Genomic DNA, 16240 nt, shown 5'->3' on the forward strand with positions numbered 1-16240 from the left:
TATTTTTTAGCTTGTGTAGTTTCACCATGACCGCACAAAGCCAAAAACAACAGGAGTTGGAAGCCAAGCGTCAAGCTATTTTAAAGGAAATTCAACAAATCAACAATTTACTCTTTACCAAAAGGAAGGAGGAGAAATCCATACTTTCTACTGTTGAAGATTTAAATTACAAAGTAAATGTTCGCAAAAACCTTATAAAAATTACTAATGATCAAGCTAATTTGTTAACTAGGGAAATCAATACCAATCAGAAGGAAATTAGTACGCTAAGAGATCAGTTAACACATTTAAAGGAAGATTATGCTGCCATGGTGGTTAAATCTTATAAAAGCAAATCAGAACAAAGCCGCGTGATGTTTTTGCTGTCTTCAGAAAACTTTAAGCAGGCGTATAAGCGACTTCAATACATTAGACAATATACAGACTATCAAAAGGAGCAAGGCGAAGAAATAAGACGTAAAACTGAGAAATTACAGGCGCTGAATACAGAATTATTACAACAGAAAAAGGATAAGGATAAACTGATTGAAGAAAACCGATTGGCCAAGCAGAAATTGGAAGAGGATGTAAAAGAGCATCAAAAACTGATGGCCTCCGTCAGAAAGAACATGAGTTCTTATGCTTCTCAAATTAAAACGAAGCAACAGGAAGCAGATCGAATTGACCGCGAAATTGAAAAGTTAATTAGAGAAGCTATTGCCGCATCTAATAAAAAAGCAGGCAAATCTGAAACGACTTCCAAAGGTTTTTCATTAACACCCGAAGCAAAAGCCCTAGAGGCCAAATTCGAGTCAAATAAAGGACGTTTGCCTTGGCCGGTTCGCACGGGAGTTGTGAAGGTAAAATACGGTAAACAGCGTTCATTAATTGATAATACTATTGAAATCAACAGTAATGGTATCCGAATTGCAACAGACAAAAACGCTAAGGTACGTTCAGTCTTTAACGGAGAAGTGCTAGCCGTGCAAAGTACGAAAAACGGGAATCCATGGATTTTGATCCAGCATGGTAATTACATTACAGTATATAAGAATCTTTCCAAAGTATATGTGTCAAAAGGCAACCAAGTAACTACGAACCAAGATATTGGTGAAGTGTTTACTGACCCTTCAAATGGAGAGAGTATGTTGAGCTTTGCCATCTATAAAGACTCAAAATTTCAGGATCCTTCGGTTTGGATAGCAAGGTAATTTGAAATTATAACCCTATAATCGGAATATTTTAGGTTCATTTACATTCGGTTATATTGTTTTTAGTGGTTTTGCTGCAATAGTATTATATGCTCACAAAAACACTCAATACAAAATGTATATACTAGCAATATTGACACTTTGTTTAAGAGCAATACGACTTTTATAGTATACTTTGGTTACTGAAATAAGGCTTTTAATTCTGTAGCCTCTTGAGCTTTCATCTTTCCTGCCAATACCAAACTTAATTGTTTTCTACGTAAAGCGGCTTCAAATCTGGTCTTTTCCAATTCTGTTTGTGGGGAGATTTCTGGTATTTGAGTTGGACGCCCTGTTTCATCAACTGCAACAAATGTGTAAATAGCTTCATTGGCTTTTGCTCTAAGCCCAGATTCACGATCTTCAATCCATACGTCCATAAACACTTCCATAGAGGTTTTGAACGCTCTAGAAACCTTTGCTTCAATAGTTACAACACTTCCTAACGGAATTGTCCTGTTAAACGCCACGTGATTTACAGAGGCCGTAACCACAATACGACGACTATGACGTCTTGCTGCAATACTAGCCGCGCGATCCATACGCGCCAAGAGCTCTCCTCCAAATAAATTATTCAGAGGATTGGTCTCACTTGGAAGTACCAAATCTGTCATAATACAAATCGATTCACTTGGATGTTTGGCTTGCATGGGCTATTTTTTTGAATTGATGTGCAAAGATAAGTTGAATTTGTGAATTTTCGTTCAACTCTTTAGTTACAGTAAAATTGAATATATGTATAAATGTGACGGATTTCGATAGGTGTTGAGCGCCATAAATGGAAGGTACAGCTTAGACTTATCATTTTAAAAGAAGGGGAATGCTTAAAATTATAAATTTTGGAAAATGTAGCTTTTAATAGATCCTATCTACAGAAGATTATATACTAATTAAGATCTCTTACCAACAACCAAGCTTCTTTGTTGAAGTTCTGACGGATATTGCGCAGCGCCATTAGAGCCTCATTGCTGTCTTTATAGCTGGAATACACTACTTCATGCAACCCATATTTATTAACTCCAATAGTTCTGGCTTTAAACCCTTGGGCTCGGAGTTGTTCCACTTTCTTGTCAGAGTTTTCTGCTACTCTAAACGCACCCGCAATAATATGATACCTGCCTTGTTGCTTTTCAACCTTTAAGGTTGCAGCAGGCAGCGGATTTTCAATCACAAACGTCGCTTCCTGTACTTTGGCGTCCAATTGTTCATTAGCAGCTTCTTGTGCTAATTGATTGTGGGTTTCTACTTGATTATTATAAAACGTGGAAGCTGCAAAACCGCCCATAGTTAATGCAATAAGTGCGACTGCTGCGTATTTAAGATAATTGCGTTTTGCGCGTCTCTCAGGGGTAATGTCAATAGGCAACGTATCTTGTAGGGCTTCTACCCGTTCTTTGTAAACCTCACGATTGACATTAGAGACCTTAAATTCAGTCAGTCCAAAAGCATCTGTTAGATAATTACTATTGTTGGAAGGCTCAAAAATGATTTTTCCATCAGCATTCAAAATAAGATCCCCAATGTTACTAAAATTTAAGGTTTCACCTTCAATTAAAAACGCATTGATGGACTTAACTTGCTTACTAATTTTTTGTACGGCAACTTCATAAGGAATATCTTCAGCATCAGCAATATAACTTGCCAACAAGCCATCATTATGCTTTAATTGCTCATTAAAGGAAATAACTTTTTTTGGAGGATAAAATGTGTGGCTACTTTCATCCATTTTTGCTGATATGCGTTTGGTTAAAAAGGCACCAAATTCTGGAATCGTTACACAATCGTAACGGTACAGTAAATCGCTTATGTAAGTTTCTATATGCATTGAAACAAAGTTAGAAAATTTTGATTTTCGTGGAAATTAAAGCATCACTATTTATTAACATTGCTTAAATTTAAACCGTTTTCCCTCTTAATCAATACTATAAATGTCAGATCAGGACTTAATTTTTCTCCTTGCGCTTCAAAATATGCCTAAAATTGGCGACATCACCGCAAAAAAACTGATCGCCCACTGCGGCTCAGCCGAAGCAGTGCTCAAGGAGAAGAAGCAACTTCTATTAAGAATTGATGGTATTGGTACTAGTATGTTGCAGGAAGTCTATAATAAAAGGCATTTGATAGCGGCAGAACAGGAGTTGAGGTTTATTAGAGACCATAATGTTTTGCCGTTATATTTTATGGATTCCAATTATCCTGAAAAATTAAAGCATTGTATTGATGGCCCTATATTGTTATTCCAATCTGGTACGGTAGATCTAAAAAGGAAACGTCTAATCAGTATTGTGGGCACGCGCATGATTACTTCTTCAGGTGTGGCCTTTTGTGAACGCTTAATTGAACAATTGGCAGTTTTTAAACCGGTTATCATCTCAGGGTTCGCTTATGGCACGGATATTACCGCGCAAAAAGCGGCCATGAAGCATAATTTGCAAACGGTAGGCTGTTTGGCACATGGTCTCAATCAAGTGTATCCGAAAGTTCATAAACGCTATGTGGCTGAGATTGAAAAATACGGCGGCTTCTTAACTGAATTTTGGAGTACTTCAAATCCGGAGCGAGAGAATTTTTTAAAGCGAAACCGGATTATTGCGGGTATAAGTGAAGCCACTATTGTTATTGAATCTGCTGATAGAGGTGGAAGCTTGGTAACCGCTGATATTGCTAATTCTTATAACCGAGATGTTTTTGCCGTGCCTGGAAGAACCACAGATGCACAAAGTTCGGGCTGTAATGATTTAATCAAGTATCAAAAAGCACATTTATTGTCCAATCCTATGGATGTCCCTTATATTTTGAATTGGGAGCTCGAAAATGAAAAGAAACCGGCCATTCAAAAACAACTGTTTGTAGAGTTGGAAGCGGACGAAAAAATAATTTATAATTTTCTAAAATCGAAGGAGCAACAACTTTTAGATAGTATAGCTCTAGAATGCAACATGCCTATTTTTAAAGTGGCAGGTGTACTGTTGAATATGGAACTCAAAGGTGTTGTGAGGCCTCTTCCGGGCAAATTGTTTGAGGCGATTTAATAGACTTAACTACTGTAAATATAGAAATAACCACCTCGTTTGCCTGCCGATCAGGCGGGATTTTTGCTGCTTTTCTGAAGCAAAACCCGCTCCTCATTCTTATAAAGGAGGAGCGGGTTTTGTTTATATTTCTATTATTTTAAATTTAGTTGGGTCATAAATTCCTTCCCTTTTTTAAAGGAAGGTGAACTTGAGCTCCAGAAAGAGCTCAAAGCCGGAAGGGTTTTTATTAAACCTGATTATTTAATACCCAAGCTTTTTACGCACACGAGCCAACACGGCATCAGCCACAACTTTGGCTTTTCCTGCGCCAACAGCCAGTGCCTTGTCAATTTCCTCCAAATTATTCATATAGTAATTGTAGCGCTCACGTGGTGTTTCAAATTTTGATAAAATCAGTTCGTACAGGGCTTGTTTGGCGTGGCCGTAACCATAATTACCTTGCTCATAATTTTGTTTCATCGTTTGTATTTCTTTATCTGAAGCCAATAAACTATACAGTGCAAAACAATTACAAGTGCTCCAATCTTTCGGGTCCTCTAAAGGCGTACTGTCCGTTTCGATTGCCATGATTTGTTTGCGCAATTGCTTTTCTGGTAAAAATATATTGATAAAATTGTTCTTGCTTTTACTCATTTTAGCACCATCTGTTCCGGGAACAAGCATCGTGTTTTCTTGTATCTTACCTTCTGGCATCACAAAAGTTTCACCCATTTTAGCATGAAAACGAGACGCCACATCACGGGTCATTTCAATATGTTGCAATTGATCTTTCCCAACGGGAATAATTTCAGCATCATATAACAAGATATCTGCGGCCATCAACATTGGGTAGGTAAACAAACCAGCATTCACATCTTCCAAGCGGTCTGATTTATCTTTAAAACCATGAGCTAAAGTCAAACGTTGGTATGGAAAGAAGCAACTCAAATACCAAGTTAATTCAGTAGTTTGTATCACATCACTCTGACGGTAAAATACCACCTTATTAATATCCAAACCAAAGGCCAACCAAGTAGCTGCAACACTATAGGTATTGTGTCTTAAAGTTTCCGCATCTTTAATTTGGGTTAGAGAATGCATGTCTGCGATAAAAAGGAACGAATTGTTTTTAGTATCATTCGCCATGTCTATTGCCGGGAGGATGGCACCTAAAATATTCCCTAAATGTGGAGTGCCGGTACTTTGTATGCCTGTAAGTATTCTTGCCATGTTCACTTCCCGCGAAGGCGGGAATCTCATTTAATTAAACAAATTATTTATACGGCAAAGGTAATTTTTTTGAAGGAATAGCTCAATTAATTTAATTAGTTTTGAACCCGATGAAAATTTTGAAATACCCTTTCTGGATTTTATACCGCATTTGGTTTTATATATTGGTAGCCTTACCAATTCTAGTCTTGTTGCCGTTTCTACTGATTAGCATTTCGAGAGAAGAATGGTATCCCTATTTTTTTAAATTGGCTCGGTTCTGGGCAAAGTTTATTCTGGTTGGAATGGGATTCCGTTGGATCATCAAAAGAGCGCAAACACCTGAGCCTGATAAGAGTTATATGTTTGTAGCCAATCATACTTCTATGGCAGATATCATGCTGATGTTGGTAAGTGTGAAAAATCCTTTTGTTTTTGTTGGGAAAGCTGAGTTGGCGAAAATTCCACTATTCGGGTTCTTCTATAAACGTACTTGCATTTTGGTAGATAGAAGTTCTGAAAAAAGCAGAAAAGCTGTGTTTTTAAGAGCTCAAAAAAGATTAAAGCAAGGACTCAGTATTTGTATCTTCCCTGAAGGAGGCGTACCTCATGAAGATGTTGTATTAGACGACTTTAAGGACGGCGCTTTCAAATTGGCTATCAACCATCAAATTCCCATTGTTCCGATGACCTTTGCCGATAACAAAGACCGTTTTTCTTACGTGTTTTTAAGTGGCAGTCCAGGGAAAATGCGAGTTACAGTTCACAAATTTTTGTGCACTAAAGGCCTCACCTCAAAGGATGCTAAATTATTAAATACACAGACCAGATCTATTATTCTGCACCAATTGATGATGTCTCATAAATACAAAAGAGCTACTCTTGGCACAGAGTAGCTCTTTGTCATTACTGCACATGTGCAATAACTATCTAACCAACTAAAAATCTAAAATTTAAAACTAAAACCGGTATAGACACCAATATAATAAGGCCTGAAATTGCCTGAAGTATTGGTGAATGTATGTATTTGATACTTAAACATAGGTTCAAGATTAAGCTTTAAGGTGTTTGAAACGTTATAATTTACCCCTAAACCGAAATTGGCGCTATAACTTGTGCTGTTAATATTATTCGCTTCGCCTATTAGTAATTTTTGATTCTCCAATACGGTGTAAATGTCATTATTACTAAGGAAAAGTGTGCTAAAACCTCCAATAACATTCAATCCAAATTTTTTATCTACAATACTGTATTCCATTTCCAACGGTATTTCAATATACCCAAATTGTTGCTCCAAAGCGCCGTTGTCTTTTGATGTTAATGCTTGAGGCGCAGATTGGCTTGTGATGCTAGAAGTACTTAATAGAGTATTGGATTCATTGCGGTTTGTAAAAGTGATATTTTGCAATCGATTAGTTTTTGAAGCCGCACCAAAACTGTTCAATTCATTAAATGCAATAATACCATCAGTGCTATAACCTAAATTCACTTTGTTAATTCCTGCTCTTATTTTTATTTTATCATTTATGGCGTAGCTGCCACTAATCCCATAACTCATGTTGACCTCGCCACTTTTGCTATTGTTTACAAATTGGCCGTCAATAGAGGAGCCTTTGCCCAATGTGTTAAAATAAACAGGTGCCACATTTGGGGTGATGTTCCACCTGTTGGGTTGTGCTTCTTTTTCTTCTTCTATGGTAGGGTTCGCTTTAGCAATAGCGTCCTCAATGCTTTCATCTTGTTTGTTTGAAGCAATAACAACTTTTTGTTCTACTTCAACAGGGGTTTCGTTGTCTTTTAAAATGTCATTAATATCTGATTGCGCTACTTTAATTTGATCTTTCTGTACGTCCAAAATGATTTTCGAGCTTATGTTCTTGTCGTTTACAACTTCTTTATTAGGATTTAGTTGTGGTAGATTTGAAGTGTTTTTTACGACGGTATTACTTTTTGAATGGATACTACTTGTAATGTTTTTTTGAGCTGAATTAGAAGTTGTCCGGTTAATTTTTTTGACTGAATTTTTACCAGCAATTTGATTAGTTGTGTTCTTTTGAACATTGTCGGTTTCTGCAGTATTTCCAGAAACTGCATCCGAATCATGGGTGTCATCAGATTTTGCAATAACGCTAGTCCCTACAGATTCGCTTGATTGCTCTTCAATAGTATAAGGTTTGGTAGAATCTAAAGTGTCGTCTTTTTTTTCAGTACCAACCACCATGTTTTCTGGTACGCCAAAATTATTACCCGTGTCAAAAACAGCGATGCCCACCGTAAAGAACAACGCCATAACAGCGGCAATACCACCAAGTTTCCACCACAACGGAATCACGCGGCGCTTATGTTCTTTTTTATGCAGCGCATTGTGGATATTGTCCCAAACAACATCTTCAGGAGTCGCTTCAAAATTTTTGAATTTCTCTTGAAAAAGGCGATCTATATGTTTTTTGTCACTCATTTATAAACTCTGGAAATTAAACTGTGTTTTGTGGTGCTCAATTTTATCTTTTAAAATCATCCGTGCCCTAGCGAGATTTGATTTTGAAGTTCCGGTGGAGATGTGCAGCATCTCTGCAATCTCTTTGTGAGAATAATCATCTAATACATACAGATTGAATACCAACCGGTATCGATCCGGTAACTCTTGTATAATACCCAGTAAAAAATCTAGGCTCACTTCATCCTCATTAATTTCAACGGCTACATCTTCTATCTGATCTTCATTGACAATATCAAAAACCCCCACATTTCTATAGCGTTGAAGTGCTGTATTTATGGCAATGCGCTTCATCCAACCTTCCAATGAACCTTTATGACTAAACTGATCTATCTTTTTAAAAATGGTCACAAAGGTATCTTGCAGATTGTCTTGTGCCTCTGCATAATTTTTAGAATACTTCAAGCACAGCGAAAACAATTTACCCGAGAAGAGCTTGTATATTTGGCTTTGTGCTTGCGCATCATTTTTTTTACAGTTGATGATGAGTTGTTCTAAACTCACAGTTGTGGAATTAAGGCGTTACTTTTTCACTTTGCTCTACTACCGGCACTTCTACAATATAATATAAATCTGTTCCACTCTCATCCTTGCCTTGCCAAAACTTAAAAACATAGGTCCCATTATTGGTAACTTTAAAGTTGAATGTTGCTTCCACATCTGATTCTACATCAACACCACAATTTTTATTAGGGTAAACTGTATTGATCACCGCAACCGTACGCTGATTCAAATCGCGCGTGTAATAAAAATCAAAAAAAGCGTAACATCCAGCAGGTCTGATATAGGTTACAGTGATGGGGTACACTGAACCAAGAACAAATTCGTCTGGAATGTCTACGCTTTTAATTGGTAAGATTTCGGAGTGAAAATCTTCAGAATCGTCTACACTGCAAGAAGTTATAGACAACATCATAAAACATATAAAAAGTAGCTTTTTCATAAAAATTTAAATTATTAGTATTTCTTTTTCATTTATAAGATGTTCAACATCTAAAAAGGTTGCGTTGGTCATAAAAAAAATCCCTTGAGAAAGGGATTTTTTTTAATATTAATATATGTTTTTAGCTGTTACTCATCACCAGAAGTAGCTGCTTTAGCTATGGCTCTAACCTTAGCTTCCAGTTCATCCATCAATTCTGGATTATCTTTGATTAAGGCTTTAACGGCATCTCTACCTTGACCTAGTTTTGTATCCTCATAGCTGAACCATGAACCACTTTTCTTAACAATTTCATGTTCAACGGCAATATCTAATATTTCACCAACTTTAGAGATCCCTTCACCGTACATAATGTCAAACTCAGCCATTTTAAATGGTGGCGCAACTTTATTCTTCACCACTTTAACCCGGGTTTTATTACCTGAAACATTCCCGTCCGTTTCCTTAATCTGGGTAGAACGTCTAATATCCAAACGTACTGAGGCGTAAAATTTTAAGGCATTACCCCCTGTGGTGGTTTCTGGATTTCCAAACATCACCCCAATTTTTTCACGTAATTGGTTAATAAAAATGACGGTACAATTTGTTTTGCTGATAGAGCCTGTAAGTTTTCTTAATGCTTGAGACATTAATCGTGCATGTAAGCCCATTTTAGAATCGCCCATTTCGCCTTCAATCTCACTTTTCGGCGTTAAGGCTGCTACAGAATCGACCACAACAATATCTATAGCACCAGAACGAATTAAATTATCCGCAATTTCTAGGGCTTGCTCACCATTGTCAGGTTGAGAAATAATTAAATTTTCTAAATCTACACCTAATTTTTCAGCATAGGTTCGATCAAAAGCATGCTCAGCATCAATAAAAGCAGCAATACCACCTGTTTTTTGAGCTTCTGCTATTGCGTGCAAGGTTAAGGTTGTTTTACCTGAAGATTCTGGTCCGTATATTTCGATAACCCTTCCACGTGGGTAACCACCAACGCCTAAGGCAATATCCAACCCTAGAGAACCTGAAGAAATGGCATCAACATCTACCACAGATTTGTCACTCATTTTCATTACAGTCCCTTTGCCGTAGGCTTTATCTAACTTGTCTAAAGTTAGTTTTAGGGCTTTTAATTTTGCTTCTTTTTCACTACTCATTTGTTGTTCTTTTTCTAAATTTTATCGAAGCTAAATTACGACAATTTTTCCTCTTTAGTATTTTATTACGCAACCTTTTTATGGATTTTACATCTCCTTATTAAGATGGGAAAATCATGCTATGAATTGACCTTTTAGAAGTAAATTTTTAAAGATTACAGAAGCATTTTTTATCTGAATCATTGTTGGCAAGACTTCATGTCTTTCAATTTGTGTGACAGTTAATGGAAATTGTAAATGTGATGACGGTTAATTTGTTATGTAAATTGATGTTTAAGGATTTATTAATAACGAGTTAGTCCTCAAATAGGCACTTCAGTTCAAACTGCGGTGCTTTTTTTATTTTATAAAACATCGAACATTGCGGATTACGGTTCCTATACCGAATATCGAACCCTGAACTCTATACACTGAATACTGAATACCAAACACTGAATACTGAATACTGAATACTGAATACTGAACACTGAACACTGAACACTGAACACTGAACACTGAATACTGAACACTGAACACTGAACACTGAATACTGAATACTGAATACTGAACACCTACTACCTAATACTGCCAACTTTTTTCCATATCTTTGCCGCACTTTAACCTTAAAAAATTAGTATAGCATGCAACTGTACAATAACTTAAGCGCTAAAGAAAGAGCAGAACTTATTGCGCAAGCGGGCAAAGACCGTTTGACAATCTCTTTCTACGCCTACGCCAAAATTGGCAATCCAGAAATTTTCAGAAACCATATGTTCTTAGCTTGGAATGAGCTCGATGTCCTTGGCAGGATTTACGTAGCCCATGAAGGAATTAACGCGCAATTATCAGTCCCCGCCGATCATTTTAAAGCTTTTAAGATGCATTTGGACAGCATTAGTTTTCTAGAAAATGTGCGACTCAATATTGCTGTTGAGCACGATAATTTTGCGTTTTTAAAACTCAAGGTTAAAGTGCGGGATAAAATTGTGGCAGATGGATTAAATGACGACACATTTGATGTGAGAAACATCGGTATTCACGTAGATGCAGAAAAATTCAATGCGTTGATTGAAGACGAAAACACGGTATTGGTGGACATGAGAAACCATTACGAAAGTGAAATAGGGCATTTTAAAAATGCAGTTACTCCAGATGTGGATACGTTTAGAGAGTCTTTAGATATTATTGAAGCAGATTTAAAAGACCACAAAGAAGATAAAAACTTGGTGATGTATTGCACGGGCGGAATTCGTTGCGAAAAAGCAAGTGCCTACTACAAACATAAGGGCTTTATAAATGTGTTTCAATTAGATGGTGGTATCATCAATTATGTGAGACAAATAAATGAAAAAGGATTAGAGAATAAGTTTATTGGTAAGAATTTTGTGTTTGATCAACGTCGTTCAGAGCGTATTTCAGACGATGTCATAGCGCATTGCCACCAATGTGGCAATCCAGCCGATTTACATACCAATTGTGCTAATGAAGCGTGCCATTTACTCTTTATCCAATGTGAAGATTGTAAAGAAAAAATGGAAAATTGCTGTTCAAGCACCTGCATGGAAATCAACCGACTGCCTTATGAAGCACAAAAAGAGCTTAGAAAAGGCCAAGGCAATAGTAATGATATTTTTAAAAAAGGACGCGCGGACCATCTTCCCTATAAAAAAGATCTCCGTAATATTTTTGAGACGCTCAAAAAGTAAGCTATTAGGCTTTCCTAAGATGAAGTCTTTTTCAATTTGAATGATTTTGCAAATTGATTAAGAAAGACGAATTTATAGACTTTTTACTAGGACCTTGTAAAAATATCCAATAGCTGTAATAAAGGGAGTTAAGAGATAAATAAAATTTTAAAGCGCGCATAATCAAGTAATTATATGGTTTCTGTATGATGTAGCCAGTTACATGAAATTGAATTATATATCTGAAATAAATAATCTTATCTTTACGTTTTAAAAATTATATGGCATTACCGTTATCCATGCATTGGAACCATATGGGGTGTAAGGTCATAATTTATTAATCCTCATTCGTTACCAGACGAATTATATATATAACATAACATGAGTTGTAACAGTTGCTCAACCGGGAAGGATGGACAACCAAAAGGATGCAAAAACAATGGTACTTGTGGCACAGATAGCTGCAATAAATTAACTGTTTTTGATTGGTTGGCCAATATGTCTCTTCCGCAAGGTGAAGAGCCCTTTATAGGCGTTGAAGTACGTTTTAAAAATGGACGTAAAGAATATTATAGAAATACAGAAAATTTAACCTTAAGCATTGGTGATATTGTGGCTACTCAGGCACAATCCGGCCATGATATTGGTATGGTTACTCTTACTGGAGAATTGGTAAGAATTCAAATGAAACGTAAACACGTTAAGATAGACGATGAAGAAAACGTTCTAAAAATATATCGTAAAGCGTCTCAGCGCGATATTGATATTTGGTCTGAGGCTCGAGATAAAGAAGAGCCAATGAAGGTGAAGGCGCGTCAATTTGCAATTGATCTTAATTTGCAAATGAAAATCTCTGATATTGAATATCAAGGCGATGCCAGTAAGGCGACGTTTTATTATACCGCCGAAGAGCGTGTTGACTTTAGGGAATTGATAAAAGTATTTGCCAAAGAATTCCGAACCCGCATTGAAATGAAACAAGTTGGCTTCCGTCAGGAAGCGGCACGACTTGGGGGCATAGGGTCTTGCGGTCGTGAATTGTGTTGCTCCACGTGGTTGACGGACTTTAGATCAGTGAGTACTTCAGCAGCAAGATACCAACAACTATCATTAAATCCGTTAAAACTTGCAGGTCAGTGTGGTAAGCTTAAATGTTGTCTGAATTATGAGTTGGACTCCTATTTGGATGCGCTAAAAAGTTTCCCCAAAACAGAAATCAAACTCTACACTGAAAAAGGAACGGCTGTATGCCAAAAAACTGATATTTTTAGAGGTTTTATGTGGTACGCATATGAGGGAGAGTGGATGAATTGGCATAAACTGACCACTGAGCAAGCCAATGAAATTATAGCCTTAAATAAGAAAAAGCAAAAGGTGACAAGTCTTGAAGAATATGCTTCAGAGCTTATTGAAGATGTTAAGGCTGATTTTGAAAATGTTGTGGGCCAGGATAGTTTAACGCGTTTTGATGGTCCTAAACGTAAAACAAAACGCAAGCCAAATAAAAGTAAATCTAAAAGACCAAGACAATCAAAACCTAATACTGATCAAAACAAACCTCAAGAGAGCACTCGAGAGAAGGGGTCACAGAAACCGGGGCAGAAATCAGTACAAAAATCATCACAGAAAAAGCGCAGAAAGCCAAACCCAAAAAAATCCAATCCAAACGATGCCAAATAAATTTTCTTGGATAGTATTATCACTTGTGCTTTTGGGGTTTAGTTGTGATTCCAATCAAATTTTTGACGAGTACAAATCTGTGCCCAATCAGTGGCACAAGGATTCTTTGATTTCCTTTACGGTGACCCCTCCAGATTCTACAAAACTGTATAATTTATTCATTAACATTCGGAATACGAATGCGTACAAGTTCAGCAATTTGTTTCTGATTACAGAAATTGATTTTCCTAACGGTAAAATAGTTAAAGATACTTTAGAGTATCAAATGGCTAGACCTGATGGTCGTTTGTTGGGTGAAGGTTTTACAGATGTAAAGGAAAATAAATTGTGGTATAAAGAGGGTGTAAAGTTTGATGAAGTTGGACCATACACGATAACAATTCAACACGTCATGCGTAATAATGGAGAGGTTGAAGGCGTTGATAACTTAGAAGGAATTACAGATGTAGGTTTTAGAATAGAACCTGCAACCAATTAATTGAATTATGGCAAAAAAGAAAGTAGAAACCCAAAACTTTTCCGTATACGTCAAGTGGTTTTGGTTAACCATATTAGGAGGGTTATTAATTGTTGTCCTATTGTTTTTATTAGCGTCATGGGGTGTGTTTGGAGAGATGCCAGATCATACGCGTTTGGAAAACCCAACAACCAATTTAGCCACTGAAATTATTTCTTCGGATGGCGAATTACTCGCAAAAATTTATCATAATGACAACCGTACGCCCGTTGATTTTACCGAGCTTCCAGACCATTTGGTAGAAGCATTGATTGCCACTGAAGATGCACGTTATAAAGACCATTCTGGAATAGATGCGCGAGGCACATTAAGAGCTATATTTACTTTAGGCAAAGGTGGTGGAGCCAGTACTATTTCACAACAATTGGCAAAACAATTGTTTCACGGAGAAGGCGCAAAGGATATTTTGGGTAGAATTACCCAAAAAGCTAAAGAATGGATTATTGCTATCCGTTTAGAGCGCCAGTATACCAAAGAGGAAATAATTGCCATGTATTTCAATATTTATGATTTTGGAAACAATGCCGACGGTATTCGTAGTGCGGCCCGAATTTATTTTGGTAAGGAACCAATGAATTTGGACGTGAAAGAATCAGCTATGTTGGTGGGAATGTTTAAAAATTCATCACTATATAATCCAAGACCAGCTTGGAATCCTGTAGGGACCAAAAACCGAAGGAATGTGGTGTTGCATCAAATGGAGAAGTATGGCTATATTTCTGAAACCGTAAAAGATTCGCTAAGCAAATTAGATTTAGGCTTGCGTTATTCGCCAGAATCGCACCGCGAAGGATTGGCAACCTATTTTAGAGCTTATCTTACAGATTTCCTAAAGGACTGGATCAAAAATAATCCCAAAACTGATGGTACCGGATTATATAACCTGTACGATGATGGTTTAAAGATTTATACAACAATTGATTCGCGCATGCAGCAATACGCAGAAGAAGCTACTTCTGAACATATGGCTCGTTTGCAGAAGGAGTTTTTTAAACAGAATACACCTGAACGTAATAAAACCGCACCATTTTTAGATCTAAAACCTGAAGAAATATCCACCTTGCTTAATAGAAGCATGCGTCAGTCAGAACGCTGGAGAAAAATGAAAGCTAATGGTAAGAGTGATAAAGAAATTATTGCTTCCTTTGATAAACCCGCAAAAATGACCGTGTTTTCATGGAATGGTGAAATTGATACCATTATGAAACCTGCAGATTCTATGCGGTATTACAAGTCATTTTTACATGCGGGCATGATGTCTATGGATCCCCAAACGGGGCATGTCAAAGCTTGGGTTGGCGGTATTAATTACAGACATTTTCAGTATGATCACGTCATGCAAGGCAAACGCCAAGTAGGCTCTACGTTTAAACCGTTTGTGTACGCCACGGCTATAGACCAACTGCATTTATCACCATGTGATACATTTCCTAACACAAAAATAACGATTGAGGCAGGAAAATTTGGAAACCCATTGCCATGGAGCCCTAACAATTCTGACGGTAAATATGGTGGTTTTAGAACCCTAAAAAGTGCTTTGGCTAATTCTATCAATACTATTACTGCCCGATTGATGGACCAAGTAGGTCCACAACCTGTTATTGATATGGCTAAAAATTTGGGAATTGAATCTGAGATGCCGGCTGTACCTGCAATTGCCTTGGGAACACCTGATTTGAGCGTTTATGAAATGGTGGCGGCTTATGCAACTTTTGCCAACAAAGGCGTGTATAACAAACCTGTAATGGTGATGCGCATTGAGGATAAAAACGGAACTGTTCTATATCAATTTACACCAGAATCTAAAGATGTTTTGAGTGAAGAAGTGGCCTATGTTACCACTAACCTGTTGGAGGGTGTTACTGAAGGAGGATCAGGTACACGATTAAGAACAGTAGGTGCCGAAAAGTGGAATCCTGTCTATAAAGAAATCATTACGGGTTATCCCTATGCATTTACAAATCCAATTGCCGGGAAAACTGGAACTACACAAAACCAAAGTGATGGTTGGTTTATGGGCATGGTCCCAAATTTAGTAACCGGTGTGTGGGTTGGGGGCGAAGAACGCGCTACCCATTTTAGAAGTATTAATTATGGTCAGGGAGCTTCGATGGCCTTACCAATTTGGGGCTTATATATGAAAAAATGTTATGCTGATAAGGATCTCGATGTCTCTACAGGGGAGTTTGAACGTCCTGCCAATCTTTCAATTAATGTGAATTGCAGTCAGCATAATAGATCTGATTCCTCCGATTCTGATGGATTTGATGATAGTTTAGATTTTTAAATTTTTAGCAGGCCCACGTGGTATTAATCCCATTTAGAATGACATGTTGTTTTAA

Annotated in this window: 14 protein-coding genes; 7 read left to right on the forward strand and 7 right to left on the reverse strand. The window is 37.2% G+C overall.

Going from position 1 to position 16240, the window contains the following annotated elements:
* The first annotated feature begins 26 nt into the window (after nucleotides 1-26).
* Nucleotides 27-1190: a murein hydrolase activator EnvC family protein gene (locus BXY82_RS04825; RefSeq protein WP_243835682.1), complete on the forward strand. Its 1164-nt coding sequence runs from the start codon at nucleotides 27-29 to the stop codon at nucleotides 1188-1190.
* Between the two features lie 179 nt (nucleotides 1191-1369).
* Here BXY82_RS04825 and BXY82_RS04830 read toward each other — a convergent pair whose 3' ends face one another.
* Together BXY82_RS04830 and BXY82_RS04835 are read right to left on the reverse strand one after the other, a co-directional pair.
* Nucleotides 1370-1879, reverse strand: a complete 510-nt coding sequence (locus BXY82_RS04830; RefSeq protein WP_133757029.1) for an acyl-CoA thioesterase — start codon at nucleotides 1877-1879, stop codon at nucleotides 1370-1372.
* Nucleotides 1880-2115: 236 nt separating this feature from the next.
* Nucleotides 2116-3054: an HU domain-containing protein gene (locus BXY82_RS04835; RefSeq protein ID WP_133757030.1), complete on the reverse strand. Its 939-nt coding sequence runs from the start codon at nucleotides 3052-3054 to the stop codon at nucleotides 2116-2118.
* A 103-nt stretch (nucleotides 3055-3157) separates the two neighbouring features.
* On the opposite strand from BXY82_RS04835, the gene dprA reads away from it, so the two are divergent.
* On the forward strand, nucleotides 3158-4261 hold the full coding sequence (gene dprA, locus BXY82_RS04840; protein WP_133757031.1) for a DNA-processing protein DprA: 1104 nt from the start codon (nucleotides 3158-3160) through the stop codon (nucleotides 4259-4261).
* A 243-nt stretch (nucleotides 4262-4504) separates the two neighbouring features.
* On the opposite strand, the gene trpS is transcribed toward dprA, so the two are convergent.
* A complete protein-coding gene (gene trpS, locus BXY82_RS04845) occupies nucleotides 4505-5473 on the reverse strand; it encodes a tryptophan--tRNA ligase (protein WP_133757032.1) in 969 nt (322 codons plus the stop codon).
* Between the two features lie 110 nt (nucleotides 5474-5583).
* Here trpS and BXY82_RS04850 point away from each other — a divergent pair, with 110 nt between their 5' ends.
* Entirely contained in the window at nucleotides 5584-6348 is a 765-nt protein-coding gene (locus BXY82_RS04850; RefSeq protein ID WP_133757033.1) for a lysophospholipid acyltransferase family protein, read from the forward strand.
* Nucleotides 6349-6398: 50 nt separating this feature from the next.
* Here BXY82_RS04850 and BXY82_RS04855 read toward each other — a convergent pair whose 3' ends face one another.
* The 4 genes from BXY82_RS04855 to recA form a co-directional block, all read right to left on the reverse strand.
* On the reverse strand, nucleotides 6399-7910 hold the full coding sequence (locus BXY82_RS04855; RefSeq protein ID WP_133757034.1) for a hypothetical protein: 1512 nt from the start codon (nucleotides 7908-7910) through the stop codon (nucleotides 6399-6401).
* Complete coding sequence (locus BXY82_RS04860; protein ID WP_133757035.1) at nucleotides 7911-8453, reverse strand: RNA polymerase sigma factor; 543 nt, start codon at nucleotides 8451-8453, stop codon at nucleotides 7911-7913.
* A gap of 10 nt (nucleotides 8454-8463) precedes the next feature.
* Nucleotides 8464-8892: a hypothetical protein gene (locus tag BXY82_RS04865; RefSeq protein WP_133757036.1), complete on the reverse strand. Its 429-nt coding sequence runs from the start codon at nucleotides 8890-8892 to the stop codon at nucleotides 8464-8466.
* A gap of 128 nt (nucleotides 8893-9020) precedes the next feature.
* Nucleotides 9021-10037, reverse strand: a complete 1017-nt coding sequence (recA, locus tag BXY82_RS04870; RefSeq protein WP_133757037.1) for a recombinase RecA — start codon at nucleotides 10035-10037, stop codon at nucleotides 9021-9023.
* A gap of 620 nt (nucleotides 10038-10657) precedes the next feature.
* On the opposite strand from recA, the gene trhO reads away from it, so the two are divergent.
* From trhO to BXY82_RS04890, 4 genes are all read left to right on the forward strand, one after another.
* Nucleotides 10658-11722, forward strand: a complete 1065-nt coding sequence (trhO, locus tag BXY82_RS04875; RefSeq protein WP_133757038.1) for an oxygen-dependent tRNA uridine(34) hydroxylase TrhO — start codon at nucleotides 10658-10660, stop codon at nucleotides 11720-11722.
* A gap of 360 nt (nucleotides 11723-12082) precedes the next feature.
* Entirely contained in the window at nucleotides 12083-13381 is a 1299-nt protein-coding gene (locus BXY82_RS04880; protein WP_133757039.1) for a PSP1 domain-containing protein, read from the forward strand.
* Nucleotides 13371-13859: a gliding motility lipoprotein GldH gene (locus tag BXY82_RS04885; protein ID WP_133757040.1), complete on the forward strand. Its 489-nt coding sequence runs from the start codon at nucleotides 13371-13373 to the stop codon at nucleotides 13857-13859. Before BXY82_RS04880 ends, BXY82_RS04885 begins: the two co-directional genes overlap by 11 nt.
* 7 nt (nucleotides 13860-13866) lie before the next feature.
* Nucleotides 13867-16185 (forward strand): penicillin-binding protein 1A, encoded by a 2319-nt coding sequence (locus BXY82_RS04890; RefSeq protein ID WP_133757041.1) that lies wholly within the window; start codon nucleotides 13867-13869, stop codon nucleotides 16183-16185.
* The last annotated feature ends 55 nt before the right edge of the window (nucleotides 16186-16240 follow it).

Source organism: Gelidibacter sediminis, assembly GCF_004364975.1.
Classification (GTDB): domain Bacteria; phylum Bacteroidota; class Bacteroidia; order Flavobacteriales; family Flavobacteriaceae; genus Gelidibacter; species Gelidibacter sediminis.